Raw genomic sequence first — 20,759 nt, forward strand, 5'->3', positions numbered from 1 at the left:
CCTTCGGCGTGGTCGTGTCCATCCCGGACAGCTGAGGACGATTCCTCACCTTCGGTGAGGTTTCCTGCGAAGGAGTGAGTCCATGGGCGAGTCAGGGCCAGAGAGTGCGGCGATGAGCTGGTCGGGATTCACGTCACGGCGCAACTTTCTCAAGGCCGTCGGTGCCGCGGGCGCGTTGCTCGGCGGCGGCGCGGTGCTCAGCGCCTGCAACAGCGATGGGCCCGGCGGGTCATCGAGCGACGTGACCCTGAACGTCAGTGCGGACGGGCCCTACGGCCCGATGCCGACGAAGAAGGAGCAGAAGGCCTCGATCGGCAGTCGTGCGTACGCCGAATCACTGCAGGCGTGGCTCAAGAAGAACCCTGGCGTGCAGTTCAAGAAGGTGAGCGTCAACGTCTGGGACCAGGAAGCCATCACCACTGCCCTGACCGGTGGGACGGCGCCGGCGGCTTTCGTCAGCAACGTGATCGGGAGCTGGGACGCGGCGGGTATCCGGTCTGCCTTCCTGCAGGGCCTTGCCGCCGACGTCACCGAGCACGTCGACGAGAGCAAGCTGTTGCCGCGGCTCGCCGACTACGCCCGGCCGATCTGGGAGAAGATCTGGACCGTCAACGGCAGCTACTACGCAGCCCCTTCGTCGTACAACGTCGGCGTCGGCATCCACTATCGCAAGGACCTGGTCAACGAGCTGGGTCTGAAGATGCCCGAGCCGGGATGGACCTGGGCCGACGTCCGCGAGCTGGCCAAGGGCATGACCGAGGGCAAGCGTAAGGGCATCGCGCTGCAGAGCTGGGGGCTGCAGGGTGGTGTCTCCGCGGAGGGGCTTGGCCTGCTGTCGGAGATTCCCGCGCCAGAGACGCCCTGGAACTGGACCTGGGACTATTCGTCGAACGTCGACCACTGGGCGCGGATCATCGGCGAAATGCGCGACATGCGGTTCGAGGACGAGTCGGTGATGGCCGACGTCACCTTCGGCGACGGCGAGATCTGGAACGCTTTCGTCCGTGGTGACGCCTGCATGCACATGAACACCGTCGTCTTCTACACGGCCGAACCGACCGCCGACACGACCCACATGGCGTTGGCGAAGAAGCTCGACAAGCCACTGGAGGACGTCGTCGGCTGGGCACCGCCACCGACGGGCCGCAACGGGTACCGCCCGGACCTGTCCCAGGGCCAGATCGACGCGGTGTCGTTCAGCCCAGACCTCGACGACGACGAGCTGTCGGCCATCTTCGACCTGCACGTGTACATGATCGGCGAAGGCTTCGTCAAGCAGAAGAACATGCTGTACGAAGAGACCAATGATCTCAAGCAGGTCTACAACTTCGACAAGATCACGCCGGTGTTGAAGGACACACTCGACGGGATGCCAGGCTCGCCGGAGGAGGCGTGGGGCACGGAGTTCATGGAGGCGGTCCGGGCGGCCGGCGACCACGAGCTGATGCCGAACACGGCGTGGTACATCCCCGTCGAGGAACAGGTCGGGCCGACGTCGGAAGCCGTCGACGACGCCTTCTCGAAGTGGTGGTACGAACGAGGCGACGTCGACATCGCTGCCGACCTGTTGCGTACGGAGAACGTCCGCAACACCCAGGCCAAGAGCTTCACCTCGAGTATCGCGGACGAGGAGTTCACGGCCGGTGCGCGCAAGTACTACGAGGCACACGATGCGTTCTGGCAGCAGAACGCGCCGGAGTTCTACGACGGCGTCTTCCGCGCCTGGTACGAGCAGAAGATCCGTCCCGCCCTCGACGCCTGACCAAATCCTGGTGGTCATGATCGTGGTCATGAAGGTCTTGCGGTGGTAGAGCCCCCTTATCCTTCATGATCACGATCAGGATCACGGGATGGTCGGGGCACGCGTGAGCGCGGAGCACAACAGGTGTCGAGGTCAGTGCAGGCGTACCCGCGGGTCGAGGACGGCGTAGGCGAGGTCGACCAGAACGTTGGCGACGACCACAGCCACCGCCGCGAACATCACGATCCCGATGATGACCGGTCGATCCTGTTGGGTGATCGCGTCGATGGCGGTCTTGCCGAGGCCGTCGATGCTGAACACCGTCTCGGTGACGATGACGCCGCCGACAAGCTGGCCGAGATCGATCCCGAACTGCGTGACGACCGGCGTGAGCGCGCTGCGCAGCCCGTGTCGGTAGATGACCCGACGCTCGCGAAGTCCCTTGGACCGCGCGGTTCTGATGTAGTCCTCGTCCATGACGTCGAGCATCGAGCCGCGGGTGAGCCGGGTGTAGGTGGCGGCGAGGACAAGCGCGAGTGTGAGCCAGGGCAGGACCAGATGCCGCATCCATTCCAGCGGGTTCTCGGTGAACGGAAAGTAGCCGCCTGGCGGAAAGATCGTGAGACCCGCGAGTGTCAGCTCGTAGTAGCAGACGAAGAGCAACAGGAGCCCGAGCAGGAACGTCGGCATCGAGTAGAAGAAGAGCGCCGACCCGGTGATCGCCCGGTCGACCCAGGATCGCGCGCGCACGGCCGCCAGGACACCGCCGACCACGCCGAGCAGGATCCAGATGACGGCCGCACCGAGCGCCAGGGACAGGGTGGCAGGTAGGGCCTGCGCGATGATCGTGGTGACCGGGACCTGGTGGTAGTAGTCGAAGCCGAGGTCGCCGTGCAGGGCGTTCCAGCAGAAGTCGAGGTACTGCCGCCACACGGGCTGGTCGAGGCCGAGACGCCGCTCGATCAGGGCGATGGTCTCAGGAGTCGCCTGCCGACCAGCCAGTGTCCGCGCGACGTTGTTGGGCGCGACGTAGAAGAGGGCGAAGACCATCATGGTGATGAGCACCAGGACGAGTACGCCGTGGGAGATTCGCCGCACCAGGAACCGCGTCATCAGCGGTCCGTCCCCCCGAAGGCGTCACGGACACCGTCGCCCAGCAGGTTGAACGCCAAAGTGGTGAGGACGAGCGCGGCACCTGGGAAGACGACGTACCACCACGCCACCTGGTAGTAGTTCACGGCGTCGCTGAGCATGCCGCCCCAGGTCGGGGTCGGGGGTGGTACGCCGAGACCGAGGAACGACAGCGTGGCCTCGACCACGATGACGGTCGGGACGAGCAGGGTGGTGTAGACGATGATCGGCGCGAGGACGTTCGGCAGGACGTCGACGAAGATGATCCGCCAGTCGCTCGCCCCCAGCGAACGCGCCGCCTCGACGAACTCCCGCTCGCGGACGGACAGCACCTGGCCCCTCACGATGCGCGCGACCGCGGCCCAGCTGAACGCGCTGATCGCCAGGACAGCGACGGCGAGGCTCGGCCCGGTGAGCGACACCAGGGAGATCGCGAAGAGCAGGAACGGGAACGACAGCACCACGTCGACCAGCCGGGCGAGCACGGTGTCGACGATCCCGCCGAAGTAGCCGGCGGCCAGCCCGACCACGACGCCGGTCGCCACGGTGAGCAGGGTGGCGACCACACCGACGAGCAGCGAGATGCGGGCGCCGTACGCGATCCGGACCACGAGGTCACGCCCGAGGTCGTCGGTTCCCAGCCAGAACTCGCGGCTCGGCGGCGTGGGCAGTCCGTCGGGCGTGAGCCCGGTCGTCCGGTACTGCGTGTCGACGCCGTGCCCGGTGAGCAGGGCGAACACGGGGGCTCCGGCCGCGACCGCCACGATGAGCACGATGACCACGGCGGACCCGATCGCCACCCGGTCCCGGCGCAGCCGCTCCCACGCGAGCCGCCACGGGTTGCGGGCCTGGATCGTGCCCGCGGGCTCGTTCGCGTCGAGCTCGAAGTCGAGCTGACCCGGGACGGTCACGGTCGACCTCCACCGTTCGGGCCGCCACGCCATTCGGTGTGCTCGGCCGCGAGTCGGGGTCGCTCGGCCGCGAGCCGCTCTCCAGGTTCGACCGGATAGTGACAGGCGGTGAGGTGGCTGGGCGGGTCCTCGCCCCGACTGATGAGCGGCGGCTCCTCGGTCACGCACCGGTCCCGCGCCTTGGGGCAACGCGGGTGGAACCTGCAGCCGATCGGCGGGTTGATCGGCGAGGGCACGTCGCCCCGTAGGATCACCCGCTCCCGCCGATCGGACAGGTCAGGGTCCGGCACCGGCACCGCCGACAGCAAGGCCGCGGTGTACGGATGCCGGGGTCGCGCGTGCAAGCCGTCGGTGTCGGCGATCTCGACGATCCTGCCCAGATACATCACCGCGATCCGGTCGCTGACATGGCGTACGACGGCGAGATCGTGGGCGATGAAGACGTACGTGAGGGCGAGTTCGGCCTGCAGGTCGGCGAGTAGGTTGATGATCTGCGCCTGGATCGAGACGTCGAGCGCCGAGACGGGTTCGTCGCAGATGAGCAGCTTCGGTCGCAGTGCGAGGGCGCGGGCCACCCCGATCCGCTGCCGCTGCCCACCGGAGAAGTCCGCCGGGAACCTGTTGTAGTGCTCGGGATTCAGCCCCACGAGCCCCATCAGCTCCCTGACCCGGCGCCGGCGTTCGGCCCCTCGCGCCACCCGGTGGATCGCGAACGGGTCGCCGATGATGGAGCCGACCCGGCGCCTCGGGTTGAGCGAGCCGTAGGGATCCTGGAAGACCAGTTGCATCTCCCGGCGCAGCCGGCGGACCTCTCGACGCGGCAACGTGGTGATCTCGTCGCCGTCGAAGACGACGCGTCCCGACGTGACGTCGTACAACCGGGACATGCAGCGGGCGAGCGTGGACTTGCCGCACCCGGTCTCTCCGACCAGGCCGAGGGTCTCGCCGGGTCTGACCGACAGACTCACGCCGTCGACCGCCCGCACATGGTCGGTGCTCCGGCGCAGGAGCCGCTCCGAACGCAAGGGAAACCACTTCACCACGTTCTCCACCCGCAGCAGGGCGTCGGCATCGCTCGCTTGCTCCGGGGTGTCCATGAGCGGGGGTTGGCCGTCAGGTGCCATGGCCGCTGCCCCCCAGGTCTGAGCGCGCGGCAATCCTGGCGGCCTCGTCGACAGGCAGCCAGCACGCGGACCGGTGGGCGTCGTCGCCGTAGACCGGGCGCAGCGGAGGGACGTCCGTACGACACCGGTCGAAGACGTACGGGCAACGGGGATGGAACGGGCACCCTCCAGGGACCTCGATCAGGCTCGGCGGGGTGCCTGGGATGGGCCGCAGCCGCCGGCGCTCGGCCTGGTCGGAGGGGAGGGAGTTCAACAGCCCTTCGGTGTAGGGGTGGTGGAACCGGTAGAAAAGTTCCCTGCGACCCGCGCGCTCCATGACCGCACCGGCGTACATCACGACGATCTCGTCGGCGACCTCCGCCACGACACCGAGGTCGTGGGTGATGAGGAGCACGGCCATGCCGGACTCGCGCCGTAGCCCACCGATCACTTCCAGCACCTGTGCCTGCACGGTGACGTCCAGGGCGGTGGTGGGTTCGTCGGCGATGAGCAGGACGGGACCGAGTGCCATCGCCATCGCGATCATGACCCGCTGCCGCATGCCGCCGGAGAACTGGTGCGGGAAGTCGTCCACCCGTCGTTCGGGCTGGGGGATGCCGACGCGGGCGAGCAGACGGATCGCGCGCTGGCGTGCGGCTGCCCGCGACACCGACCGGTCGTGCGCGCGGACCATCTCCGCGATCTGCCAGCCGACCCGGTAGTACGGATGCAGGCTGGACTGCGAGTCCTGGAAGACCATGCCGATCTCGGCTCCCCGGACATCCCGCAGCTCGTCCTCGCCCATCGCCAGAAGGTCCCTGCCGGCCCCCTGATCGCCGTCGCCCGCTGTCAACCGATCCTCGCGCGTCGCCATGTCTCTTCCCGCGAACAGTGCCCGCCCACTGACCTCGGCGCCACGAGTGAGGCCGACGAGTGCCTGGGTCGCGACGCTCTTCCCCGAGCCCGACTCGCCCACGATCGCGAGCGTCTGTCCGGCGGCGACGTCGAAGGAGATCCCGCGCACGGCGTGGAGCACCCCGTCGGAGGTACGGAACGACACCCGCAGGTCCGTCACCTCCAGGAGCAGACCGACACCCTCGCGGCGCGAAGCGGGGTCAGCCACCTCGCCTGCCCGGCTCCAGCCAGACGTTCGTCGGGTCGAAGTTCTGCAGGGCCGGGATGTAGACCGCGTTGCGCACCTGGGACGCGTGATAGTTCGGCTGCAGTGGATTGGTGATCGGATAGACCGGAGCCTCCTTCATCACCTGACGATCCGCCTGCGCCCACAGAGTCGCGGCCTCCTCAGGTGTCGTGGCGGTGGCCGCCAGCTGGACCAACCGGTTGGTCGCCTTGCTGGTGTAGAAGCCGAAGTTGCTGCCCGTCGGCGGGTACGACGTGGCGCCGGCGAACAGCGGCCCGAAGAACGACAGTGCGGCGTTGCCGTACCAGTCCGGTCCCCAGCTGGCGAGCGCGATGTCCCACACGCCGCGCCGTGCGACCGTCGGCACCTGAACGTACTTCGTGTAGAAGTCGGCATTGGGCACGGCAACGCCGACGAGGCGGATCCCGACCTCCTGAAGATTCTGCTGGAGGGTCGCGAAGACCTTGCGGCCTCCCTCGGACTCGTTGCGGTACAGCATCTTCAGGGTGATCCCCGGTGGGACCTTGGCCTTCTCGAACAGCTTTCTGGTGTTGCCCGGGTTGTACGGATAGAGGTTGAAGTTCGTACTCCCCAGGATGGTCGACGGTAGGACGTGCGTGAGTGGCCTGTTGACCTTCGGTCCGCCGAGGGCCTGGATGAGGTTGCCCCGATGGATGGCGTACGCGATCGCCTGGCGAACCACGGGCTTGGTGAGGGCCTTGCCGTTGTTGGGGGAGAGGGTGTTGAAGACGAGGTACGGATTTGTCGAGCCGGTGGGTCCCAGGTGCAGGTTGGGGTCCTGCCTCGCGATGAGTCCCGGCAGGGCTGACGGCGGCGGGTAGTTGTCCCACTCCATGTCCGCGCCGGCGCTGGCGGTCTGCAGTTGTTGCTGGGTGGACTCCTGACTCACGGTCTGGTCGACCACTATCTGGTCGACATAGGCCTTGCGGACGGGGTCGGAGGCTGGATCCCACGCCGGATTGCGTTCGAACTCGATCCGCTTGGTCGGGGTGTAGGACGTGATCTGGTACGGCCCGTTGGAGATGGTGTTCTGGGCCAACTGCCGGCTGGCCGGTGCATACCGCAGGAATTCGACCGGAGCTGGCGAGAAGGCGGGAAGTGTGAGCATGTCGACGAAATAGGTCGCTGGATGGGTGAGCGTGAAGACAATGGTGCGCTCGGTCTTTGCTGTGACGCCGGATATGTCATTCTTGTTGATGTAGTCGGAAATGGCTTTGGCATTCTGCGGTACCCGGGCAAATCCATCGCAGAATGCCGCGTAACCGACGATCAGGTCCCTGAAGTTCGGTATTCCTCCGAACGGCTGAATCGGGTTGCAGGTGCGCTTCAGTCCGCGTACGGCATCGGCGGCGGTCACCTGCCGCTGCGGGTCGGTGTTCCACTTGGCGCCGTCGCGGATGGTGATGGTGTAGGTCTTCCCGTCGCCGCTGATGCCGCCGTTCGCCTTGCTCGGCAGGGTTGTGGCAAGGTCCGGAACCGCCGACGTGGACCGGCCTTCCTTCGCCGGATAGGTGAAGAACTGTCGGCTCCACATCCGTAGACCGAGATAGCCGATCGAGTAGTAGCTGACGTTGGGGTCCATGTAGTCGACATCCCCCGACCCCAGCATGTTCAGGGTGCCGCCCCGCTCGGGTTGGCCGGGTCTGTTGCCGTTGACCGACGGTGTTGTCCCTCGGGTGCACGCGGCGAGCAGAAACAGAACGCAGAGTCCCGCCAGCACTCTTCGGCACCAGTGAAATCCCTGATCGCCCCGGCCTGTTGGATCTGAGAGTCTTTCCGACGACAGCATGGGCCAGGTCACCTCCGTCAACGCATTACGCGCACACCCGCGATCCTGGTTATACCCACGCCATCGCCCGGCGCTCAAACCGCTGAAGAGGAAATTCGGACCTGCGATCCTGTCGGCCGGAATTCGCCGTTCTGCCCCGGCATTCTTGGCACATTCTGGTCGGAGTCCGCCCTTGCCGGCGGACCGGACGAACTCCGTGGGACGGACGACCATCGGCTTCGGCGTGCAGGTACTTCGTCACTCGCGGTGGAGCGGGGCGTGCGGGAGATTAGAGACGTATCACCAACGATGGTCCCTCGTGGGAGGACCTGACGACATGTCTGAGGCGACCATGACTCGCGAGTCATCCAGGGGCACTGAAGCGCGACGCGCGACGATCGTCGTCGGGATCGACGGATCGGAGTCCTCAGATGCCGCGGTCCAGTGGGCGGCCGATGAGGCGCGCCGGCGCGGCGCCCAGCTGATCCTGCTGCACGTACGACAGCCTGAAGGCTCGGTGATGACCGTCGACTCCCGCCGCTACGGCGCGCTGGCGTTGAGGGACACGGTGGGCCTGCTCTGGCAGCAGGTGACGGCCCTGAAGGAACAGAAGATCGACGTGGTCGGCCGGGTGGATGACGGAAGCCCCGACCAGGTGTTGATCGAGGTGTCACGGGGGGCGGACCTGCTCGTGCTCGGGGCGGAGGGGACCGGCCGCCACCGAGGTCTGCTGCTCGGCGACGTGGCACAGGAATGTGCACGGAGCGCGAACTGCCCGGTCGTGCTCATCCCGCCGCCCCGCCGGCGACCGGCGTAGGTCGGGCCGGGCTACTCACGGCTCCAGTCGTATCCGCGGACAAGCCCGTTGGCCGTGTTCACGGTTCCAGCGGAACCTGCCACACGAGGACGGTGCCTCCCTGCGGGCGAGGCTCGATGGTGAGATAGCCACCGAGTCGGGTCGCACGCTCTGTCATGTTCGTGAGGCCGCTCCGGCGCGGCGGGTCGGCGGGCACGCCGACACCGTTGTCGGTCACATGCAGTTGGAAGACCCGGTGCAGGACGTCCGCTCGGATCAGCACGTCAGCGTGGCTGGCGTGCGCATGCCGAACGACGTTGGTGAGCGCCTCGCGCAGGGTCGCCAGCACTTCCGGGCGCATCGGGTCGGGAACCGCAGAGTCGAGCGGGCCCTCGAGGGCAACCCGCGGCTCGAAGCCCAGCGACGTCGCGGCGTCCTGGGCGATCTCCAGCACCTGCCCGCGGAGACTGCGGCGGTCACCGGCCCGTTCCTGGAGCGAGAAGATGGTCCGCCGGATCTCCTGGATGGTCGTGTCGAGGTCACGCACGTAGCCGCTCACCCGGTCGGCCAGGTCGACGCGTACGACCTGGCGGGAGATGCCCTGCAGGCCGAGCCCGACGGCGAAGAGTCGCTGGATCACGTGGTCGTGCAGGTCGCGGGCGATCCGGTCGCGGTCTTCGAAGACGGCGAGCCTGCCCCGGTCCTCCTGCGCGCGGGCGAACTCGAGTGCAAGGGCGGCGTGGCCGGCGAACGTCGTGACCATGTGCATGTCGGACGGGTCGAACGCGCCCTGGATGTCGGGCCGGGTCACGATCAGGACGCCCAGCATGTGCGGCCCTGAGGCGAGTGGGACGAGCAGCATGGAGCCGCCCTTGAGCTGGGATGCCCGGCCGCCGTCATGGTCCCAGCCGAAGGCGGCGGCATCTCCGTCGAAGACGTAGGGCCGGCTGGTGCGCATGACGTCGCCGATCGGGGTCCCTACCGTCTGCACCCGTTCTTTGCGGAGGCGCTCCGCCTGTGGTCCGGCAACGGCTTCCAGGACGAGGTCGCCGCCCTGCTCGTCGACGAGCGCGAGCATGGCCAACTCCGCGCCCGCGACCGCCCGGGCACGCTCGACGATCAGGTCGAGCGTCTCGCCGGGTGAGGCGCCGCTCAACAGCTGGGCGGTGATCTCGGTCGAGGCGAGAAGCCAGCTCTCGCGGCGCCGGGACACGTCGTAGAGCCGCGCGTTCTCGATCGCGATCCCGGCCGCGGCGGCGAGAGCGATGACGACTTCCTCATCCTCGTCGGTGAAGTCGCCGCCACCCTGCTTCTCTGTCAGGTAGAGGTTGCCGAACGCCTCGCCGCGGACGAGGACTGGTACGCCGAGAAACGAGCGCATCGGCGGATGGTTCGCGGGGAACCCCGACGAATGGGGATGGTGGGTGAGGTCGTGCAGCCGCAAGGGATGCGGCTCGTTGATCAGCAGGCCGAGTATTCCCTTGCCGGTCGGCAGATGGCCGATCTCCTCGCGCTTCTGCTCGCTGATTCCCGTGGTGGTGAACTCGATGAGCGTCCGGTCCGGGCCGATGACCCCGATTGCTCCGTACTGGGCGCCGACCAGATCGCAGGAGGACCGCACGATGCGGTGGAGCACCTCAGGCAAGGCGAGGTTGCTCGACACCGAGACCACGGCGTCGAGCAGCCGGTGCACGCGCCGTTCATTCTCGACCAACTGGTCAGCCCGATCGACCAGCTCGCGCAACAACGTCTCGAGGCGGAGCCGGCTCAGGTCGGGCAGCACCAGGTCGTGCAGGGTCCGGGCCTCCCTGGGGTCAGGACCCGGCGAGGAGTCGGAGTCCATGGGAGCCTCCTACGACTTAAATCAACCATCAGGCTAGACCACGCCGCAGGATCGCGGTGCGTAAACCTACGCCCAATTGGGGCACCCCAGGTTTCCATTGCACAGAAAGGTTCCCGCTGCTGTCCCATGAACGTATTCGCGCAGTTCAGGACACCATCGTGCTAATTCTGGTATCGGTACCAGGTGCGGCAATGGCGAAGATGAAAAGCGTCTCGCCCGCCCTTGTCTGGCCTGACGACTTCGCCGAACACGCCATTTAGGAACAAATACCTCCCTGTTGATCTCGTCGGGTCCGGCACGGATGCCAAGTTCGTCCTGGGGCGCCGGTCCTTGTCCTCATGGACCATCGGCAGATCCCGTGTGACCTCTGGCAGCGGTGCCGGTGACGTCGAGGTCCCCAGAGTGGTCTGGTACGAAAAGGAGTCTCTCGCAAGGAGAGGGCACATGTCGCTTCGCGACCGGCCGGCGGAAATGCCGACGACGCCGCACATACCGGCGCAGCGTTCGGCGACCCGCGTCTTCGTTCCGGCGTCGCGTCGTGCGTCGATCGGATGGCTGACCAGGCCCGGCGGCGCGGCGGCTCATGGTCTCGCCGGTCTTCGGCTGGCGACAGGTGGGGCATTCGCCTGGGCCGGGTTCCAGGCGGCCAACGCATTCGCCGATGACAGCCGGCTGGTCACGGTGGCGTGGGGCCTGCTTGCCGTGGTCGCGGTCGGGCTGGTCCTGACGCTGGGCATCGCCATTGCCCTCGGCATCGGGCTACGGATCTCGGCGGCTGTCGGGACGTTCCTCGTCGTGACCTTCACGATGTACGCCTGGGCGACCGGCTGGGACAGCCCGTTCGGCGGCTTCCCCTTCGTGTACCCGCTGGCGCTGGTCGTGCTGGCCAGCACAGGTGCCGGCGAGATCTGGGGTGTCGGCAGACTGTGGACCGCGCAGCCATTCGTCCGCGGTCGGCGCTGGCTGGTCTGAGTCCGTACCCGCAAGCCCAACGCCCCTGGGCGATCGGCGGCTTATCGCACCAGCCGCGCGGGCATGGTCACGATCCGGCGGCCCTGGATGATCTCCATCCGGATCCGGATCAGGTGGTTCCGTTCATCAGGCGACCAGCTGCGCAGGGGCAGACCCGACACCCGTGCGAGTTCCGCCTCGTCGGTCACCATTTCAGCGTGACCGATCACCGTGACACTCCATCCACGCTCGTTGTCCTGGTCGATGTCGTCGACCTCGAACGCGACGATGGCGTTGCGGGCGGCGGCATCGAGCTTGGAGCCCGGAGCGGTCCGAATGAGCACGGCGTCGCCGTCGATGATGAAGTTCACCGGCTGGACGGCAGGCATCGCCTGGTCGGTGAAGACGATCCGGCCGATGGGTACGTCACCCAGCAGCCGGAGACTCTCTGCGGGCTCGAGGACCTCGAGCCCTGCGCTTTCGAACATTCGGCTCCTTCGTCACCGCCAGAAATGTCGGGCGATCTCGCTCTCCACGGTGCGCCCCGATGTCCTGGCAACGCAGGGACCAAGGTCACCAGGCGGGAGAAAAAGGTCCAACTACCGCGTCCCGCGCCTGGCGGAGCCAGGTGAGTCGGTGACCGGGTGCCGAGCGACGCTCCCGCCGCCCGCCAGGTCTGGCGACCAACGCTCGCCGCGCTGGTCCCGCGCGTGGTACCGCGCAATGGCCTCGGCCGGCGGGACTTTGGTCTCTATTGGTGGGAACTCTCTCACGAAAGCCTTTCGGCTGGGCCGTTGTGTCGGTCGGCGACCGAGTGAGCGGGGTGGTCGGCGAGGAACGAGCCCGCTCGAGGAGCGAACGAGGAGCCGACGGCACCAGGACTACGTGTCGGTCGGAGGAGGTGCAGTCGATGGGCAGTCGCGGGCTTCCGCCTCCGGGAGCGATCGTCGTCGGTGCCCACGACGGTTCGTCTGCACGAGGAGCGGTGATCTGGGCGGCACGCGCGGCCCGGGACCGCAGGTGTCCTCTCGTCGTCTGCCACGCCTACCAGCCCGGGAGGGCTCACACCGGGCGGGAGCTGGAGTGCGCGGAACGCAACCGCGCCTGGCGTACGGCGCAGGACTGGGTCCGGACCGCCCAAGCTGAGGTGCCTGGTGTCGCGGCGACGGCGTGGGTGGCCTCCGGAGCACCAGCACTGGTCCTTGCCGACGCCGTCGCCGAACCCGAGCTCATCGTGGTCGGATTCCGTGCGCATGGGCGGCTGGCCGGCGATCTGCTGGCGAGCCTGTGGGCACGCGCCGACGCGATGCCGATCTGCCCGGTCGTGGCTGTTCCGTCCCGGACCGGGGGGTTCCGCCGTTGTGTGGGGAATGGCCGCCGCCGTGACCAGGGGCGAAGGGAAGGCCGAGTCGTCGTTGCCACTGTGACCGGCGAGACGGCCACCGACGTGAGGCGGTTCGCCACGTCCGAGGCTGCCCGGTCGGGCGCGGACGTGTGGGAGGGCACCGTTCCCCCACCGGTGATGGACGAGCGAAACAGACGTCGGCCGGGGGTGGGCACGGCTACGACGGCGGGGGCCGGTCTCGACGTCGGTGAACCGTTGACGGCACTCGCCCGGGATGCCGAGCTGCTCGTCGTGGGCATGCCGATCAGCTCGCCGCCGCTGCGCCAGCCGAAGATCGCGCGCGGTGGTGGAGAACAGGTGGAATCTCCGCCGATCGCGAGTCTTGGTGCGGCATTGGGGTACGGTGCGATGCGACGGCTCACTGCGCCGATCGCCGTCGTACCCGCCGCCCCAAGACCGGCGACGATGGTGCCCGCGGGAGCGCCGGGCGCCGTCCGCAGGACCGGCGTCCGACCCGCCGACCCGGCGGCCGAAGGCGCTCCACGGCTGCCGCAGGCACGTCGTCCCGGTGACGACCTGCCGGCCATCAGCCCGGTGGCGCCATGGTGACGACGCGGTCGGCGGGACGGTCGCAGCGGAGGTACGACGTGGACACGGAGAAAAGAGGTACCGGATGACCATCAAGGTCTTCCTCTTGGACGACCATGAGGTGGTTCGGGTCGGGCTGCGCCAACTCCTGGAAGAGGAGCACGACATCGAGGTGGTCGGCGAGGCGTCGACCGCGTCACAGGCGCGCGCCCGGGTCCCGGCTCTGCGTCCCGACGTCGCCGTGCTCGACGTGCGCCTGCCAGATGGTGACGGCGTGACGGTGTGCCGGGACATCCGGTCGTCCATGGACCCGCCGCCGGCATGTCTCATGCTCACGTCGTTCTCTGACGACGAGGCGCTCTTCGACGCGATCATGGCGGGGGCCGCGGGCTATCTGCTGAAGCAGGTGAGCAGCAACGACCTGGTGGGTGCCGTACGCCGGTTGGCCACGGGTGAGTCGATGGTCGATCCGGCACTGACCGCCGCCGTGCTCGAGCGGCTGCGCAGGGGGCCGGAACAGGAGGACCCACGTTATGCCGCGCTCACCGATCAGGAGCGCCGCATCCTCGACCTGATCGCGGCCGGCATGACCAACCGACAGATCGCCCAGTCGATGTTCCTGGCCGAGAAGACGGTGAAGAACTACGTGTCGGGGATGCTGCGCAAGCTTGGCATGGAACGCCGTACCGAGGCGGCCGTGTTCGCTGTGGAACGCAGCCGGAAGGACCGCGCGCTCGGCCCGCCTGAGTAGGCACGGCCACTGCTCCGCATCGGCGCGTCGGGCCCTCCCGTCGGCGCGCCGGGTCGTCCGGCCCTCGCCCGGGCATCCTTCGCCCCTGCCGTCCCCTCGCCTGTCGTTCGTAGCGTTCACAGGCATTCGGACTGAAGCGCTGTCCGGACGGGGGGAGTCACCATGGGGGGCCAGCAACGGCCGGTGACGGTGGGCGTCGACGGAGGGCCGGCAACGGCGGCCGCGATTCGCTGGGGAGTCGCTGAGGCACGGACACGGCGGGCGCCGCTGCGCCTCGTTCACGTCTATGGCCGGCCCGCGGCGATGGACGGGTGGGACGTCCCCGTGGCCTACGGCCCCTACGCGCTGGCGGCAGCGGCGGGCGAGGTCCTGGCCGACGCGCTCGCGCGGACCGCCGGACGCGCCGAAGACCTGTCCGTCAGCGGCGCGACGATCGAGGGTGAGCGCGTCCCCACACTGCTCATGGAGTCCGCACGCGCCGATCTCATGGTGGTGGGTACCCGCGGCCTCGGCCGGCTGACGGGTGCCGTCCTGGGCTCGGTCAGTTCGGCGGTCGCCGCCGCGGCGTGCTGTCCGGTGATTGTCGTCCGCGGCAGGGCGGGCTATCCAGAAGGCCACGTGGTGGTGGGGATCGACGGTGGCGAGGAGTCCGACCGCGTGCTCGAGTACGCGTTCGACCATGCGAGCCGGTACGGGCTGCCGCTGCGGGCGGTGTGGTGTCGTCGGCCGCCGCCCGGCCGGTTGCGCGAGCCGGTCCCCGCCGGCGACTGCCGTGACCGGGCCACGACGTCGATGCTCGATGCCGTGGCCAGCTGGCAGGACAAGTATCCCGACGTTCCGGTCGAGCGGGTCATCCGCCCGTCCCATGCCGTGGACGGTCTCCTCGAGGAAGGGCTGCAGGCGAGCCTGATCGTCGTGGGCGCCCGAGGCGGTCTTGGTCATCCCGGATTCCTGCTCGGCTCGGTGAGCCAGGGTGTGCTGCATCACGCCACCTCCCCGGTCGCCGTTGTACGTCCCTGACGGCTCTCTCGGGCCCAGCCAGCTCCGGCCGCGGTCGCGGAGCGTAGCCCGGGACGGGACCGGGGGGTATCTGGCGAACCCGGCAATCCGGCCCTGACACGGGACCATCGGCGCCTCGGGGAGGACCATCGCCCGGCGTACCAGGACCATCGACCACGGCAAGCCTGTGCGGTGACGGCGGATGCTGAGAGTGATCGAAGGCCGGTCCCGAAGGAGGAACCCATGGTGCAGCTGATGGAGCTACGCCGCAAGCATGCGGAGTTCGCGGCCTCTTTGGACGCCTTGCGCCATACTGCCGACCAGATGGAGAGCGGGTCCGTCCTGGAGCTCTGGGATCGACTTACGTGTGCCGTCGGATTTCTCACCCATGAGCTGTTGCCCTTCACTGCGGTCGAGGACGAGATCCTGTATCCCGCCTTGGAGGTTGCGGCCGAGGCATCGACACCGGTCGACGTCCTCCGGGCCGAGCATGTCAGCTTGGCGCGGATGACGGCGGAGCTGGACGAGGCACGACGCGCGTTGCCCCTCGGTGACAACGACGGCACGTGGACCAACCTGCGGCGCATCCTCTATGGCCTCTATGCCGTCGCTCGCCTGCACTTCATGGTCGAGGACGAGATTGTGCTGCCCCTGTTGGAGGCTGACCTCGACGGACGCGATGCGGAGGAGCTCGAAGCGGCGATCCGGGCGGTGGCACACAACGCGACGTTGTCGCCGGCGTACGAAGCCTGATCACCACTGGCGGAAGGTACGTCTTGGAGGGTTCTGTCGCAGTGGCTTGAGGAGGGCCTTTCGCCCCGGTGGCAAGAGCCTCGGGACTCTGGGGGCTCGACGTGTCCGCCGAGGACGCTTCTAGACATGCCTCGGCGCCATGTCCTGACCGCGCAGGAAGAACAGCTGGCGACTGACGCCGCCTCCCGAACACCCCCGATCCAGTCGCCCCAGCCGTGGCGGTTCGCCTTCGCCGATGACCGCCTCGAGGTATGGGGGCAGGAGGGTCCCGCGAAAGGCGACGATCCCAGCGGCCGCGTCCGGTCGATCTCGTGCGGAGCCGCGACATACGACGCGACGCTCGCGATCCGGGCAGCCGGGCACGAGGCGTGGGTCCAGGTCCAGCCGTCCCCGGCCGTCGCCGATCTTGCCGCTGTCGTCCACATCGGTGTCCGGCGTCCGCCCGCGCCGGAGGACCTCACGTTGTACGACGCGATCCGGGAACGTCCGATCGATCCCGGGCCGTACCGCGACTGGCGACTGCCGTTCTCGCTGATCACTCGGCTCGAGGACGCGGCAGAGGCCGAAGGTGGCTACTTCCGCGTGCTCACCTCGACCGAGCTCGAGCGGGTCCGCCAGCTGGTCGCGAAGGGCGGTGTTGACGTATCTGCCGGTGGTGACGTATCTGTCGGTGGTGAGGTACAGGCTGCGGGAGCAGCGTCGGCCGGCGAAACCGCGCGCTCCGGGCGTGACCACCTCATTCCCGCCCAGCCGGGAACCCGGCTCGCCGATCTGGGCGCCGAACAGCAGCTCACGCTGGCCGTCCTCACCACTCCCGGCAATTCGCGCACGGACTGGGTACGCGCCGGCATGGCGCTCGAGCACGTACTCCTCACCGCACTGTTGTACGGAGTCGTCGGAGTCTTCCTCGATTCCGCCGCCGAACCACTGTGCGAGCGGGCACGGGTACACGGCACGCCGATGGGCGTCGACCATCCGCAGATCGTCCTGCGGCTCGGCTACCCACGTCATGACATCGCCCGGGCGCCTCGACGGACGACCGCACAGGCCGCGGCGACAGGGAGGCCTGGTCGATGATCGGAGAACGGGCCCGGACGCCGATCGTGGTGGGCGTTCCGGGCGGAGCGTCGCGCCCGACCACGCTGGACGCCCCGGTGCGTTGGGCGGCGAGGGAGGCGCTCATCCGCAGCGTTCCGTTGTGGTTGGTCCATGCGTTCCTGCCGTCGTACGGGAGTCCGTTGTCGACCGGAGGAACGGGCTGGACCGGCACCTCGGGCTCGATCCGGGCTGACGGCGACGAGTTGGGGGCGGCGGCGCATCGCGCGGTGCGTTGCCTGGAGCAGGTGGCGTCCCAGCTGGCGGCTGAGTACCCGGAGCTGTCCGTGGCCATGTTCGCGCGGTGCGGCGCGACGGTGGCGGTGCTGAGCGACATCGCCGGCGACGCGGCGCTCCTCGTCGTGGGTCGACACTCCCACGGCCGAGTCGCCCAGGCTGTCCTCGGCTCGGTGGCGGCCGGGTGTTTCCGGGAGCCGTCGAGCCCGGTGGTCGCCGTTCCGGCGCGCGAGGGCGGGCACGCGGCGCCGGGAGCACCGATCGTCGTCGGGGTGGATGCGGAAGGGCCCGCTTCGGAGACCCTCGGCTTCGTGTTCGCCGAAGCTCTGGTGCGTGGTGCTCCGTTGCGGTTCCTGCACTGTCACGGTCCGGGCGCGGCAACAGGAGAGCGCTGGCGGGCGATGGTCGACGCCCTCACGCCCTATCGTGCGGCATTCCCGTCTGTGGCGATGACTGCCGAGATCGTCGACGGGGAGCCGGCCGAGATCCTCGTCAAGGAGTCGGTGACGGCGAGCCTCCTGGTGCTGGGACCAGGTGATGGCTGGACGGCCGGCTGGCGCCTCGGACGGTTGGGACAGGTGGGGCACGAGGTGCTCGGCCAGTCGGCTGGACCGGTCGTCCTCGTCCGCGAGGCCGCCCACAACCCGGCAGGGGCGGTGCCGTCTCGATGAGCGGTTTCACGGTGCATCCATCTCCGCGCCACCGAGGGGCTCCGGCAGACGAGGCGCGTACGGCGGGCGAGGCGGGCGGGACCTGCGAGGAGGCATCCAGGGCGGCATCCAACGGCGGCGAACCTCGCCGGCATGCCCGGCTGGAGGTCGGCGGGATCGTGCACGGCGTGGGATTTCACCCGTTCACCTGCCGGCTGGCTCGAGAGCTTGGTCTCGACGGGACTGTCCGTACGGTCGGGGACCAGGTGCTGATCGACGCGGCCGGACCGGCGGGTGCACTGTCCGACCTGCACCGGCGACTGGTGACCGACGCGCCCGCGCCGGCGCGGGTGTCGACCATCGGGGTCGCGGAGCTGAACGGTGACGGACCGCAGCCCGGCACAGGTTTTCGGAGTGTGGTGAGTCCGGTGCTGTCGGCCGGAGCGGACACCGGCCGTGACGAGTCTCTGCGTCTCGCCGCGTCCCGGCAGACCGGTGTCCCACGCGTCCCCGCTCCTCGCCGACAGAGCGGAGCACCACCGGCGGGGGCACCGGAGCGGCCGGTCTGTGCCGACTGCGTACGCGAGATGCTCGATCCGCGCGACCGGAGGTACCGCTACCCCTTCGTCTCCTGCGCCAGGTGCGGACCCGCGTCGCTGCCCGGGTCCGCCCACACCCAGGGTCAGATGTGTCGTGACTGCCAGGCCGACCACGACGAGGCCACGGGCAGACGCTTCCAGGCCAGCTTCGTCGCCTGCCCCGCGTGCGGACCGCTGCCGACCTGGCGCGAGGGCGCCGAGGGTGCGGACCAACGCCGGGGCCACGAAGCCGTCGCGACTGCGGTCGAGCGGATCGAAGCCGGCGGTGTGGTGGCGGTGAAGGGGCCGGGGGGCTACCAGCTGGTATGCGCGGCGACAGTGCCCCGGGCGGTGGCGCGCCTGCGTGCGGGCAAGGGGAGCTGGACGAGACCGCTGGCGGTGCTAGCTGGCGACCTGGCGAGTGCGAGATCCCTTGCCTGGTTGAGCTCTGCCGAGGAACGGCTGCTGGTCTCCAGTGGTCGCCCCACCGTGCTGGTGAGGGCGCGGCCTGGAAACGTCCCGCTCGCCGCCGGGACCAACCCCGGGACGGACCGGCTTGGGCTGATGCTTCCGTTCTCGCCGTTGCAGCACCTGCTGGTGCATGACGTCGACCGCCCGCTGGTGATCACGAGCGGCAACCGGACGGACGAGCCGCGTGCGATCGACGATGCCGACGCGCTCGCCCGGCTGGCGGCGTTCGTGGACGGGTTCCTCCTACACGATCTGCCGGTCCTGGTGCCGCACGAGGAGAGCGTCGGCGCGGTCGTGGGTGGCCGACCGGTCGTCGTTCGTCGTGGTCGCGGCCAGGTCCCCGGCCGGTTCAGGCTGCGTCACGGTGTCGGACAACCTGTCCTCGCCGTCGGCTCCCAGCGCGAGCACACCTTCGCCGTCGCGATCGATGACGAGGTGATGATCGGCGGCCGGCAGGGCGACCTGTCCCACGCTTCGACGATGCAGGTCTTCGAGGACGCGCTCGCGCAGATCGGGCTCCCCGGCGGACCCGGGCGAGCTCTACCCGAACCGGGTGACGTGACCGGGACTGGGACTGGGACTGGGACTGGGACGATCGTCGCGCACGACCTCCACCCCGGTTACCTGTCCAGCCAGTACGCGGCTCGGTGGCCCGACGGCCGACGGGTCACGGTCCAGCACCATCACGCGCATGTCGCCTCGTGTGCGGCCGAGCACGAGCTGGACGGTCCGTTCATCGGCGTGGCGTACGACGGCCTCGGGCTGGGTGACGACGGCACGTTCTGGGGCGGCGAGGTGCTGATCGCCGATCTCTCCGGTTACCGGCGGGTGGGGAGGTTCGGCGCCGCACCGTTGCCAGGAGGGGAGGCAGCGGTACGGCGTCCGGCTCGTCTTGCGCTCGGTTACCTCCTCGCCGGCGAGCAGTTGGGTGGTGCCCAGGTCGCGCCCGAGCTCGTCCACACCTTCACGAAACGGCTGTCGGTCCGAGAGCTCGACACGGTACGCAGGATGCTGCACGCCGGCGGCTCCAGCCCTGTAGGGTCCAGCGCTGCCCAACTCATCGCCGCGGTGGCCAGTCTGCTCGGACTGCGCGACGACGCGACGTATCACGATGAACCCTCAGTGGCCGTCGAGGCTGCGGCGCGGGGGCTGTCTGCGCGCGGCGGAGCGCCCGAACTCCCGTGGCGGATCGTGTCAGCGGCGGGGCTTCGGGTGTACGACCCGGTACCGACCCTCGCCGCCGTTCTTGCCGGAGTCGCCGACGGTGCGCCCACGAGCATGATGGCCGCCGGACTGCACGCGACGTTCGCCACCGTGACGGCGGCATTGTGCGTCGACGCTCGACGGGAGTCCGGCCTGGACACGGTATGCGTTTCGGGGGAGTGCCTCACCAACGGCCTTCTCGCGTCGTCGGTGGTCGGCGCGCTTCGGGCTGAGGGCTTCGACGTCTTCCTCAACGAACGGATCCCCACGAACGACGGAGGAATCAGCTTCGGGCAGGCAGCGGTCGCGGCTGCCCGACTGGCAAAAGGCCCACCATGACGGGCCTGTCGCCCCTGAAGGGCGGCAGCGCATCCGTGGTCGGCTGGCACGTGAACGAGGAGGGATGACAGATGGCGACGATGCGACGTCCGGGCAGGCGCAACCTGTCTGGCCTCCCGAATGTCCTTCTCGGGGGTCGATGCCCGGAAGTTCCGCACTACGACGTATCTGCAGCCCTTCACGAGATGTCGGTTCCCGTCCAGGAGGAGCGAGCGGAGCCGCGTGCCGACCCCGTGCAGGGAACAACCTGAACGGACGGCACTTCCCAGCTGGGCACTGACCAGCAGGGTTCGCGACGGGAGCTGAAGCGGGGGAACGGGGCATGGCACCGGGTGACGGGGACA

The 20,759-nt window shown here is 68.8% G+C and carries 17 protein-coding genes; 10 read left to right on the top strand and 7 right to left on the bottom strand.

All coding sequences use genetic code 11. From position 1 onward, the window contains the following. Positions 1-82: 82 nt before the first annotated feature. Positions 83-1,762, top strand: coding sequence for an ABC transporter substrate-binding protein (locus ABN034_RS15040; RefSeq protein ID WP_349691627.1), 1,680 nt, complete (start codon positions 83-85; stop codon positions 1,760-1,762). A gap of 132 nt (positions 1,763-1,894) precedes the next feature. Here the strand turns inward: ABN034_RS15040 and ABN034_RS15045 are convergent, their stop codons facing one another. From ABN034_RS15045 to ABN034_RS15065, 5 genes are read right to left on the bottom strand one after another with little or no spacing between them, the layout of a single operon-like run. Continuing rightward, on the bottom strand, positions 1,895-2,854 hold the full coding sequence (locus ABN034_RS15045; RefSeq protein WP_349691628.1) for an ABC transporter permease: 960 nt from the start codon (positions 2,852-2,854) through the stop codon (positions 1,895-1,897). Beyond that, on the bottom strand, positions 2,854-3,783 hold the full coding sequence (locus ABN034_RS15050; RefSeq protein WP_349691629.1) for an ABC transporter permease: 930 nt from the start codon (positions 3,781-3,783) through the stop codon (positions 2,854-2,856). The genes ABN034_RS15045 and ABN034_RS15050 overlap by 1 nt, the downstream gene beginning before the upstream one ends. Further along, positions 3,780-4,880: an ABC transporter ATP-binding protein gene (locus ABN034_RS15055; RefSeq protein ID WP_349691630.1), complete on the bottom strand. Its 1,101-nt coding sequence runs from the start codon at positions 4,878-4,880 to the stop codon at positions 3,780-3,782. The genes ABN034_RS15050 and ABN034_RS15055 overlap by 4 nt, the downstream gene beginning before the upstream one ends. A gap of 16 nt (positions 4,881-4,896) precedes the next feature. Next, positions 4,897-6,009 (bottom strand): ABC transporter ATP-binding protein, encoded by a 1,113-nt coding sequence (locus tag ABN034_RS15060; protein WP_349691631.1) that lies wholly within the window; start codon positions 6,007-6,009, stop codon positions 4,897-4,899. Then, positions 6,002-7,768, bottom strand: a complete 1,767-nt coding sequence (locus ABN034_RS15065; RefSeq protein WP_349691632.1) for an ABC transporter substrate-binding protein — start codon at positions 7,766-7,768, stop codon at positions 6,002-6,004. Before ABN034_RS15065 ends, ABN034_RS15060 begins: the two co-directional genes overlap by 8 nt. A gap of 385 nt (positions 7,769-8,153) precedes the next feature. Between ABN034_RS15065 and ABN034_RS15070 the strand changes: the two genes are divergently transcribed. Continuing rightward, positions 8,154-8,633 carry a universal stress protein gene (locus tag ABN034_RS15070; protein ID WP_349691633.1) on the top strand — a complete coding sequence of 160 codons (480 nt, stop codon included), beginning with the start codon at positions 8,154-8,156 and terminating at the stop codon, positions 8,631-8,633. Positions 8,634-8,691: 58 nt separating this feature from the next. Here ABN034_RS15070 and ABN034_RS15075 read toward each other — a convergent pair whose 3' ends face one another. Further along, entirely contained in the window at positions 8,692-10,455 is a 1,764-nt protein-coding gene (locus ABN034_RS15075) for a GAF domain-containing sensor histidine kinase (protein ID WP_349691634.1), read from the bottom strand. Between the two features lie 444 nt (positions 10,456-10,899). Here ABN034_RS15075 and ABN034_RS15080 point away from each other — a divergent pair, with 444 nt between their 5' ends. Next, the gene (locus tag ABN034_RS15080; protein ID WP_349691635.1) at positions 10,900-11,427 is read left to right on the top strand and encodes a DoxX family protein; all 528 of its coding nucleotides are present in this window, start codon (positions 10,900-10,902) and stop codon (positions 11,425-11,427) included. Between the two features lie 41 nt (positions 11,428-11,468). On the opposite strand, the gene ABN034_RS15085 is transcribed toward ABN034_RS15080, so the two are convergent. Then, complete coding sequence (locus tag ABN034_RS15085; RefSeq protein ID WP_349691636.1) at positions 11,469-11,894, bottom strand: pyridoxamine 5'-phosphate oxidase family protein; 426 nt, start codon at positions 11,892-11,894, stop codon at positions 11,469-11,471. 422 nt (positions 11,895-12,316) lie between these two features. On the opposite strand from ABN034_RS15085, the gene ABN034_RS15090 reads away from it, so the two are divergent. The 7 genes from ABN034_RS15090 (at position 12,317) to ABN034_RS15120 (ending at position 20,415) form a co-directional block, all read left to right on the top strand. After that, positions 12,317-13,360, top strand: a complete 1,044-nt coding sequence (locus ABN034_RS15090; RefSeq protein ID WP_349691637.1) for a universal stress protein — start codon at positions 12,317-12,319, stop codon at positions 13,358-13,360. Between the two features lie 64 nt (positions 13,361-13,424). Next, positions 13,425-14,090, top strand: coding sequence for a response regulator (locus ABN034_RS15095; protein WP_349328661.1), 666 nt, complete (start codon positions 13,425-13,427; stop codon positions 14,088-14,090). A gap of 162 nt (positions 14,091-14,252) precedes the next feature. Then, complete coding sequence (locus ABN034_RS15100; protein WP_349691638.1) at positions 14,253-15,110, top strand: universal stress protein; 858 nt, start codon at positions 14,253-14,255, stop codon at positions 15,108-15,110. Between the two features lie 222 nt (positions 15,111-15,332). Then, positions 15,333-15,842 (top strand): hemerythrin domain-containing protein, encoded by a 510-nt coding sequence (locus tag ABN034_RS15105; RefSeq protein ID WP_349328659.1) that lies wholly within the window; start codon positions 15,333-15,335, stop codon positions 15,840-15,842. A 126-nt stretch (positions 15,843-15,968) separates the two neighbouring features. Further along, complete coding sequence (locus ABN034_RS15110; RefSeq protein ID WP_349691639.1) at positions 15,969-16,919, top strand: nitroreductase family protein; 951 nt, start codon at positions 15,969-15,971, stop codon at positions 16,917-16,919. Beyond that, complete coding sequence (locus ABN034_RS15115; RefSeq protein WP_349691640.1) at positions 16,916-17,845, top strand: universal stress protein; 930 nt, start codon at positions 16,916-16,918, stop codon at positions 17,843-17,845. Before ABN034_RS15110 ends, ABN034_RS15115 begins: the two co-directional genes overlap by 4 nt. Then, entirely contained in the window at positions 17,842-20,415 is a 2,574-nt protein-coding gene (locus ABN034_RS15120; RefSeq protein WP_349691641.1) for a Kae1-like domain-containing protein, read from the top strand. Before ABN034_RS15115 ends, ABN034_RS15120 begins: the two co-directional genes overlap by 4 nt. Positions 20,416-20,759 lie beyond the last annotated feature (344 nt).

Source organism: Actinopolymorpha sp. B11F2 (assembly GCF_040195635.1).
Lineage (GTDB): Bacteria > Actinomycetota > Actinomycetes > Propionibacteriales > Actinopolymorphaceae > Thermasporomyces.